The organism is uncultured Haliea sp., assembly GCF_963973825.1.
In the GTDB taxonomy this organism is placed as follows: Bacteria; Pseudomonadota; Gammaproteobacteria; order Pseudomonadales; family Halieaceae; genus Haliea.
This window is the reverse complement of record NZ_CAXBAE010000002.1, coordinates 341,163-364,618: the sequence shown is the minus strand read 5'-3', so window position 1 is coordinate 364,618 and position 23,456 is coordinate 341,163. Positions and strand designations below refer to the sequence as shown.

19 protein-coding genes are annotated in these 23,456 nt (G+C 63.0%); 17 read left to right on the top strand and 2 right to left on the bottom strand.

What is annotated here, in order from left to right:
• Positions 1-52 precede the first annotated feature (52 nt).
• The 14 genes from AACZ17_RS04175 (at position 53) to AACZ17_RS04110 (ending at position 16,274) form a co-directional block, all read left to right on the top strand.
• The gene (locus AACZ17_RS04175) at positions 53-2,392 is read left to right on the top strand and encodes a FimV/HubP family polar landmark protein (RefSeq protein WP_290739558.1); all 2,340 of its coding nucleotides are present in this window, start codon (positions 53-55) and stop codon (positions 2,390-2,392) included.
• Positions 2,385-3,230 (top strand): tRNA pseudouridine(38-40) synthase TruA, encoded by an 846-nt coding sequence (gene truA / locus AACZ17_RS04170; RefSeq protein ID WP_290739555.1) that lies wholly within the window; start codon positions 2,385-2,387, stop codon positions 3,228-3,230. Before AACZ17_RS04175 ends, truA begins: the two co-directional genes overlap by 8 nt.
• 64 nt (positions 3,231-3,294) lie before the next feature.
• Entirely contained in the window at positions 3,295-3,912 is a 618-nt protein-coding gene (locus tag AACZ17_RS04165) for a phosphoribosylanthranilate isomerase (RefSeq protein ID WP_290739552.1), read from the top strand.
• Between the two features lie 20 nt (positions 3,913-3,932).
• Positions 3,933-5,153, top strand: coding sequence for a tryptophan synthase subunit beta (gene trpB, locus AACZ17_RS04160; RefSeq protein ID WP_290739549.1), 1,221 nt, complete (start codon positions 3,933-3,935; stop codon positions 5,151-5,153).
• Positions 5,154-5,178: 25 nt separating this feature from the next.
• Positions 5,179-6,000 (top strand): tryptophan synthase subunit alpha, encoded by an 822-nt coding sequence (trpA, locus tag AACZ17_RS04155; protein WP_290739546.1) that lies wholly within the window; start codon positions 5,179-5,181, stop codon positions 5,998-6,000.
• 46 nt (positions 6,001-6,046) lie between these two features.
• The gene (gene accD / locus AACZ17_RS04150; protein WP_290739543.1) at positions 6,047-6,988 is read left to right on the top strand and encodes an acetyl-CoA carboxylase, carboxyltransferase subunit beta; all 942 of its coding nucleotides are present in this window, start codon (positions 6,047-6,049) and stop codon (positions 6,986-6,988) included.
• On the top strand, positions 6,981-8,261 hold the full coding sequence (gene folC, locus AACZ17_RS04145) for a bifunctional tetrahydrofolate synthase/dihydrofolate synthase (protein ID WP_290739540.1): 1,281 nt from the start codon (positions 6,981-6,983) through the stop codon (positions 8,259-8,261). The genes accD and folC overlap by 8 nt, the downstream gene beginning before the upstream one ends.
• A gap of 3 nt (positions 8,262-8,264) precedes the next feature.
• The gene (locus AACZ17_RS04140; protein ID WP_290739537.1) at positions 8,265-8,915 is read left to right on the top strand and encodes an SPOR domain-containing protein; all 651 of its coding nucleotides are present in this window, start codon (positions 8,265-8,267) and stop codon (positions 8,913-8,915) included.
• Positions 8,916-8,997: 82 nt separating this feature from the next.
• The gene (locus tag AACZ17_RS04135) at positions 8,998-9,516 is read left to right on the top strand and encodes a CvpA family protein (RefSeq protein ID WP_290739534.1); all 519 of its coding nucleotides are present in this window, start codon (positions 8,998-9,000) and stop codon (positions 9,514-9,516) included.
• 18 nt (positions 9,517-9,534) lie between these two features.
• On the top strand, positions 9,535-11,058 hold the full coding sequence (gene purF, locus AACZ17_RS04130; protein ID WP_290739531.1) for an amidophosphoribosyltransferase: 1,524 nt from the start codon (positions 9,535-9,537) through the stop codon (positions 11,056-11,058).
• Between the two features lie 6 nt (positions 11,059-11,064).
• A complete protein-coding gene (locus AACZ17_RS04125) occupies positions 11,065-12,261 on the top strand; it encodes an O-succinylhomoserine sulfhydrylase (RefSeq protein ID WP_290739528.1) in 1,197 nt (398 codons plus the stop codon).
• 58 nt (positions 12,262-12,319) lie between these two features.
• Positions 12,320-13,249: a MoxR family ATPase gene (locus tag AACZ17_RS04120; protein WP_290739525.1), complete on the top strand. Its 930-nt coding sequence runs from the start codon at positions 12,320-12,322 to the stop codon at positions 13,247-13,249.
• Positions 13,249-14,250: a DUF58 domain-containing protein gene (locus AACZ17_RS04115; RefSeq protein WP_290739522.1), complete on the top strand. Its 1,002-nt coding sequence runs from the start codon at positions 13,249-13,251 to the stop codon at positions 14,248-14,250. The genes AACZ17_RS04120 and AACZ17_RS04115 overlap by 1 nt, the downstream gene beginning before the upstream one ends.
• Positions 14,247-16,274 carry a DUF3488 and transglutaminase-like domain-containing protein gene (locus AACZ17_RS04110; protein WP_290739519.1) on the top strand — a complete coding sequence of 676 codons (2,028 nt, stop codon included), beginning with the start codon at positions 14,247-14,249 and terminating at the stop codon, positions 16,272-16,274. Before AACZ17_RS04115 ends, AACZ17_RS04110 begins: the two co-directional genes overlap by 4 nt.
• 62 nt (positions 16,275-16,336) lie before the next feature.
• Here the strand turns inward: AACZ17_RS04110 and AACZ17_RS04105 are convergent, their stop codons facing one another.
• Positions 16,337-17,620, bottom strand: a complete 1,284-nt coding sequence (locus tag AACZ17_RS04105; RefSeq protein ID WP_290739516.1) for a flavohemoglobin expression-modulating QEGLA motif protein — start codon at positions 17,618-17,620, stop codon at positions 16,337-16,339.
• Positions 17,610-18,794 (bottom strand): GNAT family N-acetyltransferase/peptidase C39 family protein, encoded by a 1,185-nt coding sequence (locus AACZ17_RS04100; RefSeq protein ID WP_290739513.1) that lies wholly within the window; start codon positions 18,792-18,794, stop codon positions 17,610-17,612. The genes AACZ17_RS04105 and AACZ17_RS04100 overlap by 11 nt, the downstream gene beginning before the upstream one ends.
• Before the next feature lie 275 nt (positions 18,795-19,069).
• Between AACZ17_RS04100 and speA the strand changes: the two genes are divergently transcribed.
• From speA to nspC, 3 genes are read left to right on the top strand one after another with little or no spacing between them, the layout of a single operon-like run.
• Positions 19,070-20,995, top strand: a complete 1,926-nt coding sequence (speA, locus tag AACZ17_RS04095) for a biosynthetic arginine decarboxylase (RefSeq protein WP_290739511.1) — start codon at positions 19,070-19,072, stop codon at positions 20,993-20,995.
• 27 nt (positions 20,996-21,022) lie between these two features.
• Positions 21,023-22,243, top strand: a complete 1,221-nt coding sequence (locus AACZ17_RS04090) for a saccharopine dehydrogenase family protein (protein WP_290739508.1) — start codon at positions 21,023-21,025, stop codon at positions 22,241-22,243.
• A gap of 1 nt (position 22,244) precedes the next feature.
• Positions 22,245-23,420, top strand: a complete 1,176-nt coding sequence (gene nspC / locus AACZ17_RS04085) for a carboxynorspermidine decarboxylase (RefSeq protein WP_290739504.1) — start codon at positions 22,245-22,247, stop codon at positions 23,418-23,420.
• Positions 23,421-23,456 lie beyond the last annotated feature (36 nt).

Sequence of the window (23,456 nt, the reverse complement as noted above, 5' to 3'; positions counted from 1 at the left end):
CTGCGTAAAAGACGGCTCAGGGGATGGCAGGGGAGCATAACAAGGCGTGTTTATGGCTCGAAAGAAGCGGTTGGCAGTAGCACTGGCAGCCTTGGGGTGCCTGCAAGCAGGTTCTGTTTGGGCATTGGGGCTTGGCGAACTCTCGCTGAACTCGTTTCTGAACGAACCGTTGCGGGCGGAAGTGGGTCTGCTGGATGTTGGTAACCTCGACCAGGACCAGATCCGCGTCAGGCTGGCGACGGCAGACGACTTCGACCGGCTCGGCATCGACCGCGCCTATTTCCTGACGGGCATCAGCTTCGAAGTCCAGGTGGACAGGAACGGTCGCGGCAAGATCATCCTCACCTCGGAAGATCCGGTACTCGAACCCTACCTCGACTTCATCGTTGAAGCGCGCTGGCCGTCCGGCCGTTTACTGCGTAACTACACGGTGCTCGTCGATCCACCTGCTTTTGAGTCCCAGGGCACGACGGTGTCGGCCTCGCGTCGCGTGGCTGAAGTGGAGGGTACGCCAGAACCCGCCGCCACTGAGGTCGAGGCGGTCCCGGAGGGCACACGCGTGGGCATGCGCGAATCCAGCCTCGCGCCGGGGGCGATGCCCGAACGAAATTTTAGCGCAGGCACCGCTGCCGAGCCGGCGCCAGGTGCCCGCTACATGATTCGCCGCGACGAGACGCTGTGGACCATTGCACAGCGTGCCCGCCCGGAGGGCATTTCCGTGCAGCAGGCCATGCTGGAAATACAGCGCCTGAATCCGGATGCCTTTATTGACGGCAATATCAATCGCATCAAGGCGGGTTACATCATCTACCTGCCGGATAGCAGCGATGTCAATGCCAGTGAGACCGATGTCGCGGCTGTACTCGCAGAAGTGCGTCAGCAGAATGAAGACTGGCGCGCCGGCAGGGCTTCCACGCCCTCGTCTGCCGGGCCGGCGCTGCGGATTTCCGCAGGCGCGGCGAATGACGCTACCACCCCGGACAGTACTGGTGATGGCGCGGCCGCCACCGACAGCGATGCTGCGAGCAATGCCGCCAGTGCCGCAACCGAGAGTGCGCCCGTTTCCGCGGCAGACGCCGAGGCCATGCAGGGTGAGCGTGATGCGTTTGCGGAACAGTTGACTCGCCTCACCGAACGTCTGGACGCGCTGGAGCGCATGGTTGAGGTCAAAGACGCTGAAATTGCCTCTCTGCAGCAGGCTCTCGCTGCGGCGGAGGCATCGTCGTCCAGCGCAGCGGCGGCTGAGCCCGCGGCGGTTCCACCGGTGCCGTCTGTAGCGGAGGCGCAGCCACAGCCACAGCCACAACCCGTAGCTCCAGAGGCATCAGGGGGCATGGGCGTCTGGCCCTATGTCGCGGGTGGCGGGCTGTTGGCGCTGCTGCTCGGCGGGCTGATGTGGCGACGTCGGCAGAATGACACAAGCGAGGAACCTGCCGCGCTGGTGCCTGTCGCTCGTCCACGGCAGAAAGAAGCCGATGCCTTTGACGACATCCAACTGCAGGACCACGCGGTTGAGTTCGATGACGAGAGCAGCGATGCCGAACCGGCCGCAACGCCGGCTGCGTCCGGGGACGATACAACCCTGCAGCGCGGCGGGCAGCGCGGCTACGGTGAGCGCAAGCACGATGAATACGCCTCCGACGTTGATGCCGGAGATGCTCTCGCCGAGGCAGATATCTACATTGCCTACGGGCGCTACAGCCAGGCGATGGAATTGCTGCGCAAGGCGACCAGAACCGACCCGGACAACGCTTCGTACCACCTGAAACTGCTCGGCCTTGCGGCGGAAATGGGCGACCGCGATGAAGCCGACCAGCAGATGATGGAACTGCAGCGCATCGGCGATGCAGACAGTATTGCCCGGGCTGAGCAGCTGTTGGCAGATGCCAGGTTGTCGGGCGCAGGCGAGCGTACCGGAGAGCCCGCGGATTTCTCGTCCGCCAGCGACCTCAGTGGGGATCTTGAGGACAGCGGGTTCCTGTCCGATCTCAATGACGAGCCCGCACCCAGGGCCACAGCGACGCAGGCCGATGACCTCTCGGCAGAGCTGCCTGAACTCGATGAATTGGGCAGCCTCGATGCGCGCGATGCACTGGTCCCTTCCGTAGACGAAGAACCGGAATTCCTCGATCTTGAAATCGAGGATGGCAGTGTTGAAGACCTGGATCTCTCCGCCGACTTCGAGAAGGCCCGCAGCGGTGGCGACAGCAGTGAGGACGACTTTGTGTTCGCCGATGACGGCGACCCGATGTCGACCAAGCTGGACCTGGCACGGGCCTACATCGATATGGGCGATGACGATGGTGCACGGCAAATCCTCGACGAGGTGATGTCGGGCGGAAGTGCTGATCAGCAGCAGGAAGCACGGGAGTTGCTCGAGAGGCTTGGCTGATTCAGGCGCAGATCAGGTATTCGCCAGTACATCGCTTCCTTCCGGGACCCGCATTGCCTGTCGCATAGAGTACGACGGCAGTGCCTACCACGGCTGGCAGGCGCAGCTCAAATCCCCTTCACCGACCGTGCAGGGCGCTTTGGAGCGTGCGCTTGAGCGCGTTGCCGCGCAACCTGTGCGGGTCCACTGTGCTGGCCGCACAGACGCGGGGGTGCACGGCCACGCCCAGATTATTCATTTCGACGCCCCCTGTGCCCGCACCGCGAAAGCCTGGGTGCTGGGTGGCAACAGCCACCTGCCGCCGGACATTCGCATACATTGGGCGCAGCCAGTGGTGGAGACCTTTCACGCCCGGTTTTCCGCCCTGGCCCGACGTTACCGCTACATCATCGCCAATGGCACTGTGCGTCCGGCCCTCTGCCACCGTCAGCTGACCTGGCAGAGAAAGCCGCTGCAGGCGGAGCGCATGCACACCGCAGCGCAGGCATTGCTCGGCGAGCAGGATTTCAGTGCGTTTCGCGCCGCCGCCTGCCAGTCCAGCACACCGTTTCGCTGCGTCAATCATTGCACCGTGCAACGCTACGGTGAGCTCTTGGTCATTGATATCGAAGCCAATGCCTTTCTCCACCACATGGTGCGCAATATCGCAGGCAGCCTGATGGCCGTCGGCAGTGGCGAGCAGTCGCTGGACTGGATTGCGGAGCTGTTGCAGGGCAGGGATCGCACGCGCGCAGCCGAAACCGCACCCGCAGAGGGCCTTTACCTGGTGGATGTCCGCTACCCATCCCAGTTTGGCCTGCCTGCCACGCCCCCCGGACCCCTTGTTTTGCCGGGTTAAAGACACTGCGCCCCCGGGTCTGCTATTATCCGCCGCCTTCGTCAGGCAATCACCGATCGGTACTGTGGCCAGAACCCTTGTCAAGATTTGCGGCATTACCCGTGTCGCGGATGCCCTAGCGGCCAGTGCAGCCGGAGCAGATGCCATCGGACTGGTGTTCTATGCACCGAGCAAGCGCTGTGTCGACCTGTCCCTGGCTGCCGAGATAGTTGCGGCGTTGCCGCCCTTTGTCTCGGTTGTGGCCTTGTTCGTTGATGCCAGTGCAGATGAAATCCATGGCACTCTGCAGCGCGTACCCGTAGATTGCATACAGTTTCATGGCGACGAATCCGCGGCCTTTTGCGCCCAGTTCGACCGCCCCTACCTGAAAGCCTTGCGGATGCGGCCGGGCATGGACGTTGCGGCTGTCGCGGCAGGCTATCCGGGCGCCAGGGGGTTATTGCTGGACAGCTGGCAGCCGGGTGTTCCCGGCGGCACCGGGCAGACCTTTGACTGGTCGACCATACCCGCGCAGCTGCCGCGCCCACTGGTGCTGGCAGGTGGCCTCGATGAGCACAATGTCGCCGCCGCTGTCGCTGCCGTGAAACCCGCCGCCGTGGACGTAAGCGGTGGCGTGGAAAGCGCGCCTGGAATCAAGGACGCGGCGAAAATACAGCGTTTCATCGCCGCCGTGCACAGCTGACTTTAGCAGGGGAAGACCTCATGACAACGGATATCAACACGAAACTCTTTGCCTCGGTTCCCGATGCCGATGGTCGCTTCGGCGTATATGGCGGCAAGTTTGTCGCCGAAACGCTCATGTCGGCACTCTCTGAACTCGAGATCCTGTACCGCAGGCTCGCTGACGACCCGGAGTTCCAGCGCGAGTTGGACGAGGACCTCGCACACTATGTCGGGCGGCCTTCGCCACTCTACGAGGCGCGTCGCTGGTCCGACCGGGTCGGCGGCGCTCGCATCCTGCTCAAGCGTGAGGACCTGAACCACACGGGCGCGCACAAGGTCAACAATACGGTAGGGCAGGCGCTGCTGGCCAAGCATATGGGCAAGCGGCGCGTGATTGCCGAGACGGGTGCCGGGCAGCACGGTGTGGCCACAGCGACGATTGCCGCGCGCCTGGGCCTCGAGTGCCATGTGTTCATGGGGGAAGAGGATGTGCGGCGCCAGGCGCTCAATGTGTACCGCATGAAACTGCTTGGTGCCACGGTCGTGCCGGTCACCTCGGGCTCCCGCACCCTCAAGGACGCCATGAACGAGGCCATGCGTGACTGGGTGACCAACGTTGACGATACCTTCTACATCATTGGCACCGTGGCAGGCCCACACCCCTATCCGATGCTGGTGCGCGATTTCCAGTGCGTCATCGGTCGCGAGGCGCGGGCCCAGTCCCTGTCGCAAACCGGGCGTCTGCCCGACGCACTGGTCGCCTGTGTGGGCGGTGGCTCCAATGCCATCGGCCTGTTTCATCCCTTCCTTGAGGACGAGTCTGTCGCCATGTACGGTGTGGAGGCCGGTGGCCACGGCGTTGCCACCGGAGAGCACGCCGCACCGCTCACAGCGGGCACGCCCGGTGTACTGCATGGCAATCGCACCTACCTGATGCAGGACGAGGACGGCCAGATCATGCACACACACTCCGTGTCTGCCGGTCTTGACTACCCCGGTGTAGGGCCTGAACACTCCTGGCTCAAGGACGTCGGTCGGGTGAATTACGTTACGGCAGACGATGCCGAAGCGCTGGCAGCGTTCCACGACCTGACGCGCACGGAGGGCATCATGCCCGCCCTGGAGAGCGCCCATGCCCTGGCCTACGCCGGCAGGCTGGCCGCCACCATGACGCCGGAGCAGACGATTATCGTCAACCTGTCCGGTCGCGGCGACAAGGACATACATACGGTAGCCGATATCGACGGTATCGACTTCTGAACAGGTATCACGAGGAGAATATGCAGTGAGCAAGATAGCCGGGCGCTTCCAGCAGCTCGCCGCCCAGGGCCGGAAGGCGCTGGTGCCCTATATCGTGGCGGGAGATCCCGATCTCGCCAGTACGGTGCCGCTGATGCACGCCCTGGTGGACGCCGGCGCGGACATCATCGAGTTGGGTGTGCCGTTCTCGGATCCCATGTCCGAGGGACCGGTCATACAGAAGGCCCACGAGCGCGCTCTTGCCAGTGGCGCCCGCCTGCGCGATGCGCTTGCCATGGTCGCAACGTTCCGCGAGCGTGACTCGGAAACACCGGTGTTGCTCATGGGGTATGCCAACCCGGTCGAGCACATGGGCTACGCCCGCTTTGCTGACCAGGCGGCGGCGGTCGGTCTGGATGGGCTGTTGACCGTCGATATTCCCCCGGAGGAGGTTGCCGGCGTCAACGCCGAGCTGCACCGCGTGGGCCTGGACAACATTTTCCTGGTGGCACCCACCACCCCGAAGGCGCGCATCCAGTCGATCGTGGATCAGGCCAGCGGCTTCATTTACTACGTGGCGCTGAAAGGCGTCACCGGCGCGGGACACCTGGATGCCGAGGATGTAGCGCAGCACCTCGCACACATTCGCGAGGCCACCACGCTGCCACTCGCTGTGGGCTTCGGGATCAAGGATGCCGATTCGGCACGCCGGGTGGGCGCTGCCGCAGACGGAGTGGTAGTCGGCAGCGCATTGGTGGATACCATCGCCCGGGCGGCGGCGCAGGGCGCGAGTCAGGAGGAATTGCTCAAGGCGGCAACGGAGCTGGTTGCGAGTATCCGCGCGGGATTGGACAGCATCGCTTCCTAGAAGGCGCCGGCGGCGTCTATAATGGTGCCACCAAACGGGGGATGCCATGAGCTGGATTGACAAGATACTGCCTTCTGGAGTGCGCAAGGAAGAGGGTGCCCGCCGCTCCAGCGTGCCCGAGGGACTGTGGAAGAAGTGCGTCAAATGTGATGCCGTGTTGTATCGGCCTGATGTAGAGCGCAACGACGACGTCTGCCCGAAATGTGATCACCATATGCGCATCGGCGCCCGGCGGCGTCTGGACATCTTCCTCGACCGGGAGGGACGGCAGGAGATCCTGGCGGAGATCGAGCCCGTTGACCGACTGAAGTTCCGCGATAAAAAGCGTTACCGCGATCGGCTCTCTGCGGCACAGAAGGCCACCGGCGAGAAAGACGCACTGGTCGCCATGCGCGGCACGCTGCAGGGTATGCCCCTGGTCACTGTCGCCTTCGAATTCGCTTTCCACGGTGGCTCCATGGGCTACGCGGTGGGCGAAAAGTTCACCCGCGCGGCGCAACTCGCACTCAAGGAGCGGATTCCGCTGGTGTGTTTTTCGGCGTCCGGTGGGGCACGCATGCAGGAAGCGCTGATTTCCTTGATGCAAATGGCCAAGACCAGCGCGGTCATCGAGCGCATGAAAGTTGCTGGTGTGCCTTACGTGTCCGTGATGACCGATCCTATCTATGGCGGCGTGTCCGCCTCACTGGCGCTGCTCGGTGATGTGAACATTGCCGAGCCGGACGCGCGGGCGGGGTTTGCCGGCCCGAATATCATCGAACAGACCATTCGCCAGAAGCTGCCCAAAGGCTTCCAGCGCAGCGAGTTCCTGCTTGAGCACGGTGCGATAGACATGATTGTGCATCGCAACGACATGCGCGACACGCTGGCCAGGCTGTTGGGCAAATTTACCGGCCAGGTCCCTCTATCGCCTGAGGACGCCGAGGATGATGCCAGCAGTGCAGACGCCACCGGGTCAGCAGAGAGTATCGACCGCACGGATGACTGAGCAATCGCTGGCCGAATGGCTGGCGCGGCTTGAAGCGCTGCACCCGCGGGAAATCGAACTGGGCCTGGAGCGTGTTGCGGCTGTGGCTCGCCGCCTCCAGTTGCTGCCGGTCTCCGTGCCCGTGGTTACCGTCGCAGGGACCAACGGCAAAGGGTCTGTGGTCGGTGCACTTGAGGCGCTGCTGACGCACAAGGGTATTCGCACCGGCGTGTACACCTCGCCGCACCTGTTACGCTTCAATGAGCGCATTCGCATCGGTGGTTGCGAAGCGGATGACGCCGGGATTGTCTCCGCGCTGCAGGCCATTGATGTCGCGAGGGGCGACATTTCGCTCACGTACTTTGAGTTTGCCACCCTGGCTGGCCTGCTGCTGTTCCAGCGCGAGGCAGTGGACGTTGTGGTGCTCGAGGTTGGCCTCGGTGGTCGCCTCGATGCGGTAAACATCGTCGACCCCAATGTCGCTGTGATAACCAGTATTGCGCTGGATCACCAGGATTGGCTGGGAGACAGCCTGGATGCTATTGCGCGTGAAAAGGCGGGAATCCTGCGGCCGGACATCCCCGCTGTGATTGCCTGCAGCGAGGTGCCTGCGGGGCTGGCCGAGGCCGTTATGGCCAGTGGCGCCAGCGCCTACTGGCTGGGTGAGGCGTTCGGTGTCGAGCCCGCGATGCAGGAGTGGGACGGCTGGGTGAGTGGCACAGAGGGCACGCGACGTCGGCTGCCGCTGTCGCAGAACCCGGCGTTGCTGGCGCAAAATCTCTACGCTGCGCTGCAGGTACTGGAGTGTCTCGGGTATCCAGTGTCCGATGTGGAGGCGCAGGCAATACTCCCTGCGCTGCAGGTGCCGGGACGGCGGCAGGCAATGATCGTGGGCGGCGTCGAGCTCGTTCTGGATGTGGCGCACAATCCCGCGGCAGTGGCCAGGCTGGTTGAGTTTCTGCAGCAGAGGCCCTGTGGGCAAAAGACGATCGCGGTTTTCTCCGCGATGGCGGACAAGGATATTCCCAGCATGCTGCAACTCATGCGCGGTGAGGTAGACGGCTGGTTTCTGGCAGACCAGCCAGGCAACGCCCGCGCCGCGACCGCTGCTGGCATTGCGGCCCAGCTGCGCGCCGCGGGCGAAGGCATGATCAGTGTCAGTCGCAACCTGCGTCAGGCCCTCGCGCGGGCGCGCAGCGTTGCAGCAGCAGGTGATCGGCTGCTGGTATTCGGCTCCTTCCACACAGTTGCGGCGGCCATGTCCTGGCTGGCGCGAGAACGGGAAAAGGCGTAGTCCGTGAACGATATCCTCAAGCAACGCCTCGTTGGTGCGCTGATACTGGTCGCGCTAGGGGTGATTTTCTGGCCCATCATTTTCGTTGACCCACAACCCGATGGCAGTATCGAGGACCTGCGCATTCCGCCCCGACCGCAGGTGGATACCACGCCCATTGCCGCGCCGGATCCCGCGGGTATGCGGCCTTCACCCGAACTTGAAGGCGCGCTGGAGGCAGAGACAGATGCCGTGGAGGGCGGCGACACCATGGACTGGACAGCGCCGGTGGCCGAGGTGGGTGCAGAGATTGAGGTGGCTGATCCCGGCGGTCCGCCAGCCGAGCCGCAAACGGCAGAGCCGACGGCGCTGCCGGCGCCCGGTGAAACACGCGATGAGGCGCCGGAGCAGCCAGAGTTGGATGGCCAGGGTGTGCCCATTGCGTGGATGCTGCAGGTGGCCAGCGTCAGCAGCCAGGACAAGGCCGAGGCGCTGCGGCAGCGACTTGAGGCCATGGGTGAAAAGGCCTGGGTGGACCCGGTAAACGTCGGTGGCCGGACCATGTACCGGGTCAACGTTGGCCCCAAGTTTGAACGCGCCCGTCTCGATAACCTGCGCCCGCAGGTCGATGCCGAGTTTGGCGTCAAGTCCTTAGTGCGGCGGTATTTACCCTGATGACGCGGCTCATTGACTTTGGTGTGGTGAATCAAACTGATAGACTGCCGCCCCCGCAGGCCAGGCGATGGCGGGAGGCACAGTGCTGAACATTGACGCGCTCACCTGGGTGGATTGGGCGATTGTGGCGATCGTGGGCCTGTCGACGCTGCTCAGTCTGCTGCGGGGGTTTACCCGCGAGGCGCTCTCCCTGGCGGGCTGGATTGCAGCGTTTGTACTGGCCTATGTGTTCGCTGGCGAGTTGGCGTCGCGGCTGACGGGGCTGATCAGCAACCTGACCGCTCGCTACATTGCCGCGTGGCTGCTGATCCTGGTCGGGGTTTTACTGTGTACCGGCCTGGTCAGTCTGCTCCTGGCGCAGCTGGTCAAGGCGACCGGGCTGGGAACGCTCGACCGCCTGCTGGGGACCATTTTCGGTTTTGCGCGCGGTGTCATTATTGTGCTGGTCCTGGTCTTTCTGGTCCGGGAATTGTTGCCGCCGCGCGACCAGGTCTGGCTGCATCAGGCCTATCTGATGCCTCAGGTTGACGCGCTGCTCGAATGGGCCATGCAGCGTCTGGGCGATTTCAATGCCGGTCGGCTGCCGGCGGTGAGTCTCTGACAACGAGGAAAATGCGGAATGTGTGGGCTGGTAGGACTGGTGGGCAAGGGCACGGTAGGCCCTGATATCTACGACGCACTGACGGTGCTGCAACACCGGGGCCAGGATGCTGCCGGGATAATGACCTGTCACGGTGGACGCTTTACGCAACGCAAGAGCGAGGGACTGGTGCGTGATGTCTTCCGCCAGGACCACATGCAGCGCCTCAAAGGGCCCATGGGTATCGGTCATGTGCGCTACCCGACAGCGGGCAGCTCCGGCACCGCGCTGGCCCAGCCGTTCTATGTCAATTCGCCCTACGGCATCGCGCTCGCGCACAATGGCAACCTGACCAATTCAGAACAGCTCACCCGGGAGCTGTTCCAGGACGACCTGCGACACCTGAATACCGACTCGGACTCGGAGGTGTTGCTCAACGTTTTCGCCCACGAACTGCAGACGCTGGGCAAGCTCAGCCCGACCGCGGAGGATGTCTTCCAGGCGGTGACCGCTGTGCACCGGCGCTGCCGCGGTGGCTACGCCGCCGTCGCCCTCATCGTCGACTATGGCGTGGTGGGATTCCGTGACCCGCTGGGTATCCGGCCACTGGTCGTCGGCGTGCGCAAGACCGACGCCGGTGACGAGTACATGCTGGCGTCGGAGAGCGTGGCGCTGGATGTGCTGGGGTTTCGCATGCTGGGCGATGTCGCGCCGGGGGAGGCCGTGTTCATTGATAGCCGCGGTGCAATGCATCGTCGCCAGTGTGCGGAAAACCCGCAGCTTCGCCCCTGCATCTTCGAGCACGTGTATTTTGCGCGGCCCGATTCGCTGATGGATGGCATTTCGGTCTACAAGACGCGCATGCGCCAGGGCGAGGCGCTGGCACGTAAGGTGCTTCGCGAACGGCCCGACCACGACATCGACGTCGTGATACCGATTCCCGATACCAGCCGTATCGCCGGGCAGTCACTGGCATCGGAACTGGGGATCAAGTTTCGCGAAGGTTTCATGAAAAACCGCTACATTGGACGCACATTCATCATGCCTGGCCAGAGCCAGCGCAAGAAGTCAGTGCGGCAGAAGCTCAACCCGGTGCCCCTCGAGTTTGAAGGCAAGAATGTGATGCTGGTGGACGATTCTATCGTCCGCGGCACCACCTGCCGGCAGATCATCCAGATGGCGCGTGATGCCGGCGCGAACAAGGTGTATTTCGCCTCAGCGGCACCCCCCGTGCGCTACCCGAACGTATACGGCATCGACATGCCATCCGCATCGGAGCTTATTGCACACGGGCGCACCGTTGAGGAAATCTGTGACGCCATCGGCGCGGACTGGCTGGTCTATCAGGATCTCGATGACCTGATCAATTGCTCCCGGGAGGGCAACAAGAGCGCGATGGGCTTTGACTGCTCTGTGTTCAACGGTGAATACCCGACCGGGGATGTCGATCAGGCATACCTCGAGCGTATCGAAGCGCTGCGCAATGATGATGCGCAAAGCCGCAGCCGGGCGCGGGTGCTTGCCGAAGGCACCGTGGTGGGGATTCACAATGACGTCAGCTGAGGCACTATGAACGATCACGATGACCCCCTGGCAGGTGCAGGGCTGGATACGCTCGCCATTCGCGCCGGTATCCACCGCACAGCCGAGGGCGAACATTCCGAGCCCATTTTTGCCACCTCCAGCTACGTATTCGGCTCCGCGGCAGAGGCCGCGGCGCGGTTTGCCGGTGAGTCCCCCGGGAACGTCTATTCGCGCTACACCAACCCGACGGTGCGTAGCTTCGAGGAGCGTCTCGCAGCACTGGAAGGTGGAGAAGCTGCGGTGGCGACGGCGTCCGGCATGGCCGCCATACTCAGTACCTGCATGGCGCTACTGAAAGCCGGCGACCATGTGATCTGCTCCCGCGATGTGTTCGGGACGACAACCAACCTGTTTGCACGCTACATGACGCGTTTCGGCGTCAGTGTGGACTTCGTGCCGCTGCTCGCAACTGATCAGTGGCGCGCGGCGCTGCGTCCGGAAACGCGTCTCCTGTACCTGGAAACCCCGTCCAACCCGCTGTGCGAAGTGGCCGACATTCGCGCGCTGGCGGAGCTCGCCCACGGGCACAATGCATTACTGGTGGTCGACAACTGTTTCTGTACGCCGGCCCTGCAACGACCGCTGGCGCTGGGTGCGGATATCGTCATACATTCGGCCACCAAATACCTCGACGGCCAGGGGCGCTGCGTGGGTGGAGCTGTCGTTGGCGCGCGTGCCCTGATGGACGAGGTCGTGGTTTTCTTGCGCACCTGCGGGCCCACCATGAGCGCCTTCAACGCCTGGGTTTTCCTCAAGGGGCTGGAAACACTGCGCTTGCGTATGGAGGCGCACTCGCGGGCGGCACTTGAACTCGCCCAGTGGCTGCAGCAGCAGCCGCAGGTGCAGCGTGTCTATTACGCCGGCTTGCCCGGTCACCCGGGTCATGGGCTGGCCGCCAGTCAGCAGAGCGCCTTCGGCGGCGTGTTGTCGTTTGAGGTGCGGGGTGGTCAGGCTGCTGCCTGGCGCTGTATCGATGCAACACAGATACTCTCGCTGACGGCCAATCTTGGGGATGCGAAAACGACCATCGTGCATCCCGCGACCACGACCCACGGGCGCCTCAGTGCCGAGCAGAGGGCCGCTGCCGGTATCAGCGATGGCCTGATCCGGGTCGCGGTAGGGCTGGAGGATGTGGCCGATCTGCGCAGGGATCTGCAGCGCGGTCTCGCCGCGGCGGGCTGAAAACGCATTTCCCGCGTACTACCTTGCTAATGCAGCATGAAGGGGCAGGAGCAACAGTATGGATACAGTAGGCGCCATTGACGACGCGGTGGCCGAGGTTGGCAAGGCGTTGCTGGGCAAGGAGGCGCAGATCAGGCTGGCCCTGTGTTGTCTTCTCGCGCGCGGGCATCTGCTGATAGAGGACCTGCCCGGGATGGGCAAAACCACGCTGTCGCATGCCCTGGCCGCCGTGCTCGGCCTCGCATACCGGCGGGTCCAGTTCACGAGCGACCTGCTTCCCGCAGATATCCTTGGTGTTTCGGTGTACGACCGCAACGACGCAAGCTTTACCTTTCACCCCGGTCCCATATTCACGCAGGTACTGCTGGCGGATGAGATCAATCGCACCACGCCGCGCACCCAGAGTGCGCTTCTGGAGGCAATGGCGGAGGGGCAGGTCACAGTGGAGGGCGAGACGCGGCGCCTGCCACAACCGTTCTTCGTGATTGCCACCCAGAACCCGATTCATCAGTCCGGCACGTACCCGCTGCCGGAAAGCCAGCTGGATCGCTTCCTCATGCGCCTGCAACTGGGTTACCCGGATCCCCAGGCTGAGCGGCGGATGCTCCTTGCTGGCGCTGCACAGCAGTCACCGGAGGCCGCTCTGCGCCGCTGTCTCTCACCCGAGGAACTGCAGTCCTGCCGCGCAGCGGCCGGCGACGTGCATGTCGCTGACAGTCTGCTCGATTACCTGCAGCGCCTGGTGGGTTTCAGCCGCGAGCGTCCCGAGTTTGCCGTGGGGCTGTCGCCGCGCGGGGCGCTGGCGCTGCTCAACTGCGCGCGTACCTGGGCGTTCATGAACCGCAGACAGCATGTGGTGCCCGAAGACCTGCAGGCAGTACTGCCGGCGGTGGCGGCGCACCGCCTGGTGCCCAGCGGTGATTACGCCGGCGATGGTCACGCGCTGGTTGACCTCCTGCAACGCAGCGTGGACGTGATCCGGCCCTGATGCCGGTGAACGCTGTCGAAACAGCCCGTAGCGCAGCGGAAAGCGGGCGATTCAGCCGGCAGTTCTCGCGCTGGCTCGACCGGCGCATCCCTCCGGCGAGGTCGGTTACCCTGGACCAGCGCAGAATCTTCATTTTCCCCTCGCTGCCCGGCCTGTTTTTTTTCGTACTGCTGCTGTTGATCCTGCTCACAGCGATCAACTACCAGAACAATATGGCGTATGCCGTCGCATTTCTGCTGGCCACGCTGTTCGTGGTGTCCATCCTGCATACCTATGCCAACCTCGCGGGGCTGACCCTGCACGCGTTGTCGGCGACACCGGCGTTTCCGGGGCAACGCAGTGAGTTCAGGTTGCGCCTGCAGCGCTCAGGCAAGGCCGCGCACTATGCCTTGCGCCTCAGTTGGCCGCAGGGCAGCGACAGCGTTGTGAGCCTGGCTGACCGTGAGAGCTGCGAAGTGGCGCTGTATGTCCCCGTGGGCAATCGGGGTTGGCACAATCCCGGACGCCTGCTGTTGGAAAGCCGCTACCCGCTCGGATTGCTGCGCTGTTGGACGTGGCTGGACCTGGATTTGCAGGCCCTGGTGTATCCCAGGCCCCTGCCGACCACAGCCCCTCCGGGTGGCGACGGCGGGCGCCCGGAGGGCAATGCGCGAGAGACCGCAGGCAGCGATGATTTTCACGGCTTTCGCAGCTACCGCCCGGGTGACTCGCTGCGGCAGGTGCACTGGAAAGCGGTGGCCAGGGGGCACTCGTTGCAGTCCAAGGTCTACGCTGCCTATGCCAGTCGCACCGCCTGGCTGGACTGGGAGGCATTCCCCGGTATTGCCACGGAGCAGCGTCTCTCCTATCTCTGTTACTGGGCGCTGGCTCTGGAGAAGCGCGGCGAGGACTACGGCCTTACCCTGCCGGGCGTCGATATCGCTCCGGCATCGGGGGAGGCTCACCAGGACCGAGTACTGGCGGCCTTGGCCCTGTATCAGCATGGTGCAGCAGCCTCGTGAAGCGTGCAGCCGCCGCCGGCACCCTCATTCCCCGCAACGCGCTGGTGTGGATCATCATCAGCCAGTTTGCCCTGCTCGCACCGCACCTCCTGCGGCTGCCACTCTGGCTGGTGCTGGTGTACCTGGGGACGGCGGTATGGCGTCTGCTGGTGTTCCAGGGGCGAGCGTCCTTTCCCGGCCGTCTGGTGCGGGCCTCGCTCGCGCTGGGGGGGTGTGTCGCTGTGTTCCTGAGCTATGGCAACCTGCTGGGGCTTGAGCCCACAGTGGCGTTGCTGCTCATAGCCTTCGCCTTCAAACTGCTGGAACTGGTGAAACCCAAGGACGCCTATGTGCTGCTGTTCCTTGGCTATTTTATCTGTGTGATCGGCTTCCTGTTCAGCCAGGATATCCTGTTCGTTCTCTATTCCCTGTTCACCCTGGTCCTGGTCACCACCGGTCTGGTGGCGCTGCATCGCCCTCGCGAGGACCACTTCCGGCTGGGCAGCCTGCGTCTGCCCGCGCTGATGCTGGCGCAGGCGTTTCCGCTGATGCTGGTACTGTTCTTCCTGTTTCCCCGCATTGGGCCATTGTGGACGGTGCCGGTGAAGAGTCACGCCGCGAAAACGGGGGTCAGCGACTTTATGCGGCCCGGGGATATCTCCGAGCTTAGTCAGTCCGATGACGTGGCCTTCCGCGTGCAGTTCGAGGGCGATATCCCCCCGAAGTCCGAGCTTTACTGGCGGGGACTCGTATTCAGCGTGCTGGAGGAGGGTGCCTGGCGGAGCCTGCGCTACAACGAGTTACCGGGGCTTGAGTTGCGCCCGCCGGCTGTCGAGCCCGAGGGCGAGCCGCTGGCGTACACCGTTCTCATGCTGCCCACCCAGCAGAACTGGCTGTACAGCCTGCGCTATGCCCAGCCGGCCCAGCGAGGCATCCTCAGCACCGCGGATTATCGTCTTTACTCCCCGGTAGAGATCGAGGAGCAATTACAGTACCGGGTGCGCAGCTGGCCCGGCACACCACTGGATCCCGAACTCTCGGACTGGCGCCGCGAGACCGAGTTGGCGCTTCCGGTGCAGGACAACCCGGCGACTCGCGCGCTGGCGCAGCGCCTCCGCGATGGGGCGGCTGACAGCGCCGCCTTTGTCGATGCGGTACTGCAGTATTTCCGTGATGAGCCCTTCGTTTACACGTTGCAGCCACCTCTGCTGACAGCAGAGAACAGTATGGATCAGTTCCTCCTGCAGACCCGGCGCGGATTCTGCGAGCACTATGCGTACGCCTTTGTGGTCATGATGCGCGCGGCGGGTGTACCGGCGCGTGTTGTCGCCGGCTACCAGGGGGGTGAGATCAATCCCGTGAATCGCACGGTCATCGTTCACCAGTTCGATGCGCATGCCTGGGCAGAGGTCTGGCTGGAAGGGCGGGGCTGGGTGCGTATCGACCCCACGGCGGCGGTGTCGCCCGACCGTATTGAGCTGGGGCTTGAAGAAGCGGTGGCGGCGGAGGGCAGTTTCCTCGCCAACTCACCGCTGTCGCCCTTGCGCTACCGGGGCGTCAACTGGGTCAACATGCTGCGTCTGCGCTACGATGCGCTCACCTACCGATGGCAGAGCTGGGTCACCGGCTTCGACGGCGAAGCGCAGTACCGCCTGCTGCAGGACCTGTTCGGAAGCATACGCGCCCCGGTGTTTGCCGGTGCGATTCTGCTCAGTGGCGTGGTGGTATTAGTGCCGGTCGGCTGGTTGCTGCTGCAGCGTCGCCGGCCTCGGCCCCTGCCACCGGAGCAGCGGCTGTTTCTGGAGTTCTGTGAGCAGATGCGTCGCCGGGGTATGACGCGTGCAACGGGTGAAGCGCCGGGCAGCTTCGGGCGGCGTGTAGCGCGGGAAGCCCCACAGCTGGCAGGCTGGGCCATGCAGTTTATCGACGCCTTCGAACAACTCGAGTACGGGGGCGCCCCCCGCGACGCCGCTGCCTATCGCCAGCATCTTGCCGGGCTGCGGCAACAACTGCGGCGTGTCCCCGGTCATCGACATCAGGGGTGATGAGGGCCAATGATGTCGAGTTTCCCCGCTGCAGGCAATCGTGACGCCCGGGACTGCCGGTTTTACAGCAGGGCGCCGTAATCCGCCTGCAACTGGTCAAAGTTGAGCGAGGCGATAAAGCGGGAAAAGCTCATCCACGTAGCGAGCCCGGTCAGGTCCGCGAAATGTGGGGGGAGAAAGCGCGGCCCCGCGACGACGCCCTCATCGATGAGCAGGCGCCAGTCCTTGATGTCTTCCAGCAGGATTTTGCCGCAAAACAGGACCGGGAGGGTATCCAGCTTCCCGGTGCTCATCGCCAGGCGCAGGAAGTTGTAGGTCTGCACGAAGCCGCGCATGTAGGCGAGGTCTTTGGTGTAGGGGCGACCCTCCGGCGTGCTGCCACGGAACACGCGCACCGCGATACTGTAACTGTCATCGGCACTCATGTTGTGGTCCTGCAGGTAATTGAAGACCTCGAGGAAATTTGCGCCGTTCTCTGCCAGTGTCACGGCCCGGACCCGGTTGATCAGCCGGTAGAGTCGCGATGGGCTGGAGCGCAGGGTGAGTATCTCGGTCAGCACGGCCAGGCCTTCCTGGGTGGTGGTGGCGGACGGCGTGCCCTTGCTGAGGAACGTACAGGCAGGCTGTGCCGTGCCGTTCAGCGTGGTGCCGAGGTGCACCCAGCCCTCGTGGACTTCCAGTACATCGATATCCAGTGCATTGAACATCGCATCGCTGCGGATCTTGAGGTAGTCAGAGCCCGCGGCGGCATCGGCGGTCATCTGGTCGTTGAGCAACACGCGGATGCCGGCGTCCGGGAATGCCTGCAGCAGGCGTTCGTTGAGCATCGCCACCGCGTCCACAGCGGGTATGGTCTTGGGGGCCTCCTGCATGGACGTGTTTTGCAGGAGGTTGATGAGGGTTGCCTCCATCGCGGTGCCGAGGTCCGCCAGCGTGGGGTCGCCGGCGTGAAAAACATCCGATGAAGAGCCGTAGAGGTCCTCGGATATCTGGCCAAATTCAGGCTGCCCCCGAACTTCCAGCAGTTGTACAACGCTGCGATACTCGCGGCACATACGGCGCATGATCTGCGCCAGGGGATTGAGTTGCCCGAGCTTGCGCGCGATGTCGCGTTCGATCTCCTGAAACTCCGCACGTTTGGCGCCCGGTTCAAAATCCAGCGGATTCTGCTGTTGATAGAATGCGGCATCAATACGCGGCAGCTCCCGGCAGCCGCTGGCGAAGAACTCACGGCGGATGGCTGCGTTCCATTTGATGGCGTCCAGGATGCGGATGGGCCGCTGCGCCTCGACAATGCGGTCTGAGAGTGTCCTGACCAGCGCCAGGTACTGGGGATCAGCGCTCATTGCCACCTGGCCCGGCGGCCCCGACCGCCACCACCGCCCGCAGCCGATTACCGCCAAAGCGGCTCATGGCAGCGAATTCTTCGCGTGCTATGGGCAGGTACTGACAGTCCAGCGGCGCCTTGTTGTCGTCCCGGCTCGCCCGCGGCGTCCCGAGGTCGTCCAGCTCAGGGTCATGCACATAGAAGCAGGCTTCATCGTACCCCGACAGCACCACCCAGTGCGGCGCCTTTTTGCTGTCGAGGCGGTACGTGGAGATCAGTATCAGGATGTTGACACCGGCATTGAACATGTCCAGCAGGCGCTCCTGCTCGAGGTCCTGATAGTGCACGGTAATGCCGCGAGTCGCGCACTGGCTGACGAAGCTGTCGTGCACCAGGCTCATTACCCTTTTTTTGTTGTCGTCGCGCACACCTTCGATGAACAGGGGGCCGGGGGTGTTCACCCAGACCTCGCTGTGGAAGCCTCGCGCATGGGCCGCCAGCGCCAGGCCCAGCGGGTGGCAGCCACCGTGGCCGGAGGTCATGAAGATCGTCGTGGCCTCGCGCCAGATTTCGATTTCCTCCAGAGGCGAGGGCTGGTAGGTCCGATCCAGCCCCGCCATGGCCATCATCAAGGCAGCGGGCCCGCAGGTGAACGGCGTTGTCTGTGCAATCCAGGGCAGCGTACGGGGCGCATTCTCGGGCTGGTAGGCGCGCACGCATTTTTCCATGCGCAGGGCATCGCTGTGATCTTCATAGTAATCGTCGTAGTGCCCGAACTGGGTGTAACCGAGCTGCTCATAGAGGCGTATGGCAGCTGTGTTGCTGGCCGCGACCTCGAGTCTCAGGTAAAGGGCGCCGGTGCTGCGCACGTCAACTTCGGCCTGTTGCAGCAGCTGGCGCGCTACCCCCCGGCCCTGACGGTCTGGAGCAACGGCAAGCGAGTACAGGCGAGCAAGCCGGGTACCCTGGCGCAGTATCACCAGGCAGTATCCGGCCAGGCCGGCAGAATCCCTGGCCACGAGAAACACGCAGTCCGGGCGGCGCAACCAGCGCTTGAAACTGCGCCGCGACAGACGGTCGGTACGAAAGCAGTCGTGCTCAATCTGCAGCAGGGCGTCGAGATCGTCCGGGCGTGTCGTTTCAATCTGCAGTGCAGTCTCGCTTCTGGCGGTGGCTTGTTCAGGTGGGGACATGTTGGCTGACTTCCACAATTGCGCCCAATATAGTGTGTCTCGCGGTCTACTGTCACGGTCGCCCTGATGGCAGGTTGAAAACTACCAAAACACCGCCCTGGCCTGTTAGGCTGTCCTTCGTGGATCCGGCGGCAAATTCCCCTTGCGTTTGCTTCGCAGCGCCTTAGAATCGGCGCCGTTTTCACTACCCTTGTACCTTATGCTGTTTTTGCCCAATCGTTGCACCTGAGGAGTCCACACCTCCGCGTGCACCCCGACAGGAGCCCAGGAGGACCATGACCGATTCAGCACAGCCCGAGCAGGACTGGAGTGCCGCCGACAGTGCGGAACTCTACGGTATCAATGCCTGGGGCGCAGGCTACTACAGTATCTCCGACAGTGGCGAGGCGCAGGTCACGGTCACTACCGGTGACGCAGACACCACCGTTTCCCTCATGGATATCGTTGCCGGCATGCGCGCGCGCAATCTGGAAATGCCGGCGGTGCTGCGCATCCGAAACGTGCTGGATCACCGAATCAAGGTGCTCAACGAGGCGTTTGCCGACGCCATCGCCAGCGGTGGCTACAACAACGTCTACCGCGGTGTGTTCCCGATAAAGGTCAATCAGCAGTGTCATGTCATTGAAGAAATTGCCAATTACGGCAGCCGCTACCATCACGGCTTCGAGGCCGGCAGCAAGGCGGAGCTGACCATCGCCCTGAGCCAGCTGCGGGATACCGAAAGCCTGGTGGTATGCAACGGCTACAAGGACTCCGAGTTTATCGATCTCGGTCTGTACGCACGCCGCATGGGCTATCCCTGCTTTTTCGTCCTCGAATCGTTGAGCGAGCTGCGCATGATCATCGAGCGCAGCCGGGTACTCGGCGTTGAGCCACTGATCGGCGTGCGCATGAAGAGCTCCGTCAAGGTTGATGGACACTGGAGCCAGGATAGCGGCGACCGCTCGATTTTCGGCCTGTCCACCGCTGCGCTGATCGCAGTTGTCGATGAGCTTCGTGCCGCGGGTATGCTGCACTGCCTGCAGATGCTGCACTGTCACCTCGGATCCCAGGTGCCGAACATTCGCAATGTGCGCAACGGTGTTCTGGAGGCCTGTCGATACTATGCGGGGCTGGTAGAGGAGGGGGCAGCCATGGGCTACCTCGACCTGGGCGGCGGTCTCGCGGTGGACTATGAAGGCGCGCGCACCAACAGTACGCACAGCATGAACTATCAGCTGGAAGAATACTGCGTGAATATTGTGGAGAGTATTCGCGAGACCTTCGACCCTCTGGAGATACCGCATCCGGTGATCATTTCCGAGTCCGGGCGCGCCACCGTCGCCTATTCGTCGTTGTTGCTGTTCAATGTGCTGGATGTGCGCAGTTGCGAGCCGATGGACCTGCCTGCAACCATCGGCGCCGATTGCGTCGAGCCGCTGAAACACATTCAGGAAGTGTTGCGGGTGGTGAGCGATGCAAATTTCCAGGAGTGCTATAACGACGCCTTGTTTTACCGTGATGAAGTGCGGGACATGTTCAATCACGGTCAGGCCAGCCTGCGTGAACGCGCCATGGCAGAGGATATCTGCCTGGCTGTGTTGCAGCGCATCGCCCAGATTCTGCCCGGCGTGGCCCGGGTGCCGCCCGAGCTGGAAAACCTGAGTGAAGTCCTGTCGGACATCTACTACGGGAATTTCAGCCTGTTTCAGTCCCTGCCGGACATCTGGGCTATCGACCAGCTGTTCCCGATCATGCCGCTGCATCGGCTGCAGGAGTCGCCCAGTCGTGAAGCGATGCTCGCTGACCTGACCTGTGATTGCGACGGCAAGATCGATAATTTCTCGTTGCCCGCAGGTACCTCCAAAACCCTGCCGCTGCACCCACTGCGCGAAGACGAGGATTACATTCTCGGCGTTTTCCTGGTGGGCGCCTACCAGGAGACCCTCGGCGACCTGCACAATCTGTTTGGCGATACCAACGTGGTGAATGTCACGATCAACCCGGATGGCAGTTTCGACTTTGCCCGCGAGTTCCACGGTGACAGTATTTCCGACGTGCTGAGCTATGTAGAGTACGAGCCCAAGCATATGCAGGAACAGTTCCGCCAGGTCGCCGAAAGTGCGGTTCGCAGCGGGCGCATCTCGGTGGCGGAGCGCCAGGAGATCCTGCGTGCGTTCCGGGAAAGCCTGCAGGGCTATACGTATTTCGAGCATCACTGAACCCGTCAGTCATACAGGAGCACGGTTATGTCCAAAGTCATTATCATTGGTGCAGGGGGCGTGGGCGCGGTTGTCGCCCACAAATGTGCCCAGTTGCCCACTGTCTTCACCGATATCCTGCTGGCCAGCCGCACGGAAGCGAAGTGCAAGGCGATTGCCGCCCAGATCGAGCGCCCGATTCGTACTGCTCAGGTGGATGCCGACAACGTGGCCGAACTGACTGCGCTCTTGCAGCGCGAGCAGCCCGAGTTGGTGATCAACGTTGCGTTGCCGTATCAGGACCTGAGCATCATGGATGCCTGCCTTGCTGCCGGTGTCCACTACCTCGACACCGCCAATTACGAGCCACCGGATACGGCCAGGTTCGAGTATCACTGGCAGTGGGCCTACCAGGACCGGTTTCGCGATGCGGGCCTGACCGCCATTCTGGGCAGCGGTTTTGATCCGGGCGCGACCAATATATTCACGGCCTATCTTGCAAAGCATTACTTCGACGAGATTCACGAGTTGGACATCATCGATGTCAACGGGGGGGATCACGGCTATCCGTTTGCCACCAACTTCAATCCGGAAATCAATATCCGCGAAGTCAGTGCTGAATGTCGCCACTGGGAAAATGGTGCGTTTGTCACCACGCCGCCGATGTCCAAGCAGGCCCGCTTCGAGTGCCCCGATGGGGTTGGCAGCTTCAATATCTACCGTATGTACCATGAAGAACTGGAGTCCCTGAGCAAGCACTTTCCCGGGCTGAAGCGCGCCCAGTTCTGGATGAGTTTCTCGGAGAACTACCTGAAGCACCTTGAAGTGCTGGAAAATGTCGGTATGACGGGTATACAGCCTGTGGAATTCCAGGGGCAGCAGATCATCCCGATACAGTTTCTGGCATCGCTGTTGCCTGACCCGTCGACCCTGGGGCCACGTACCAAGGGCAAGACCTGCATCGGCTGCATCGTGCGTGGTACCAAGGATGGCAAGGAGCGCGTCATGTACCTGTACAACATCTGCGACCACGAAGCCTGCTATCGCGAGGTCCAGTCCCAGGCCATTTCCTACACGACCGGTGTGCCTGCCGTTATCGGTGCAAAGATGATTCTCGAGGGTCACTGGCGTGAACCGGGCGTCTGGAATGTCGAACAGCGCGACCCGGACCCGTTCATGTCGGACATGAACCTCTACGGCCTGCCCTGGCAAGTGGTGGAACTGGATCCAGGGTTCCGGCTGGATGTGGTGACGGGTCGGGACCTGTAACGTGCAGATACTGCAATTCACCGACTTCAGCAAACTGGACCTGGCACGGCTCCCGTCCCCCTGCTACGTGATTGATGAGGTGGCGATTGAGCGCAATCTCGCCATCCTCAAGCACGTGGCTGACGCCAGCGGTGCCAAGGTGCTGGCAGCGCTGAAGGCCTTTTCCTGCTGGCGACTGGGAGAGCTCACGGCCCGCTATCTCAGCGGCAGCTGCGCCAGCGGACTGCACGAGGCGCGCCTGGGTCATGAACACTACGGCGGTGAAGTCCATGTGTTTGGCGCCGGCTACCACGAAGCGGATCTGCGGCAGATCCTGGATATCGCCCACCACGTGGTGTTCAACAGCTGCGCGCAATGGCTGCGCTTCAGGCCACTGTGCCTTGAGGCGCAGCGGCGTCGGCCTACGCTGCGCTTCGGGCTGCGCATCAACCCGGAGCATTCCGAGGGCGATGTGCCGATTTATGACCCCTGCGCACCGGGTTCGCGCCTGGGTATTCTGCGCTCGCAGCTGGATGTCGACAGCCTGGAGGGCATCAGCGGCCTGCATTTTCATACCCTGTGCGAACACGACTTCCCGCCGCTGGCGCGTACCCTGGAAGCTGTAGAGGCCCGGTTCGGCGATTTGCTGCCGCGCATGGAGTGGGTCAACTTCGGCGGTGGCCACCACATCACGCGGCCCGACTATCAGGTCGACGACCTGATTCGCTGTATTCGCGATTTCGCGGTGCGCCACGCGGTGCAGGTGTATCTTGAGCCCGGTGAGGCCGTCGCCATCGGCAGTGGCGTGCTGGTGAGTGAAGTGCTGGACCTGACCTGGAACGCCATGGATCAGGCGATTCTGGACTGCTCGGCGACCTGTCATATGCCGGATACACTGGAAATGCCCTATCGGGCCGAAGTCATGGGTGCGGAGGCGCCGGGGGTTCTGCCCCACAGCTACCGTCTGGGTGGGCTGACCTGCCTCGCCGGGGATGTGATCGGCGACTACAGCTTCCCCACACCGCTGCAGATAGGGCAGCGCGTGGTGTTCAAGGATATGGCCCATTACACGATGGTCAAGACTTCAACCTTCAACGGTACCCGGTTGCCTGCGATTGCCCTGTGGAACTCGTCAACGGATGCGCTGGAGATCGTGCGCCAGTTCGACTACGAGGATTTCAAACAGCGGCTGTCCTGAGAGCCGCCGCGGCAGGGGGGGCTTGCGTCTCCTGCC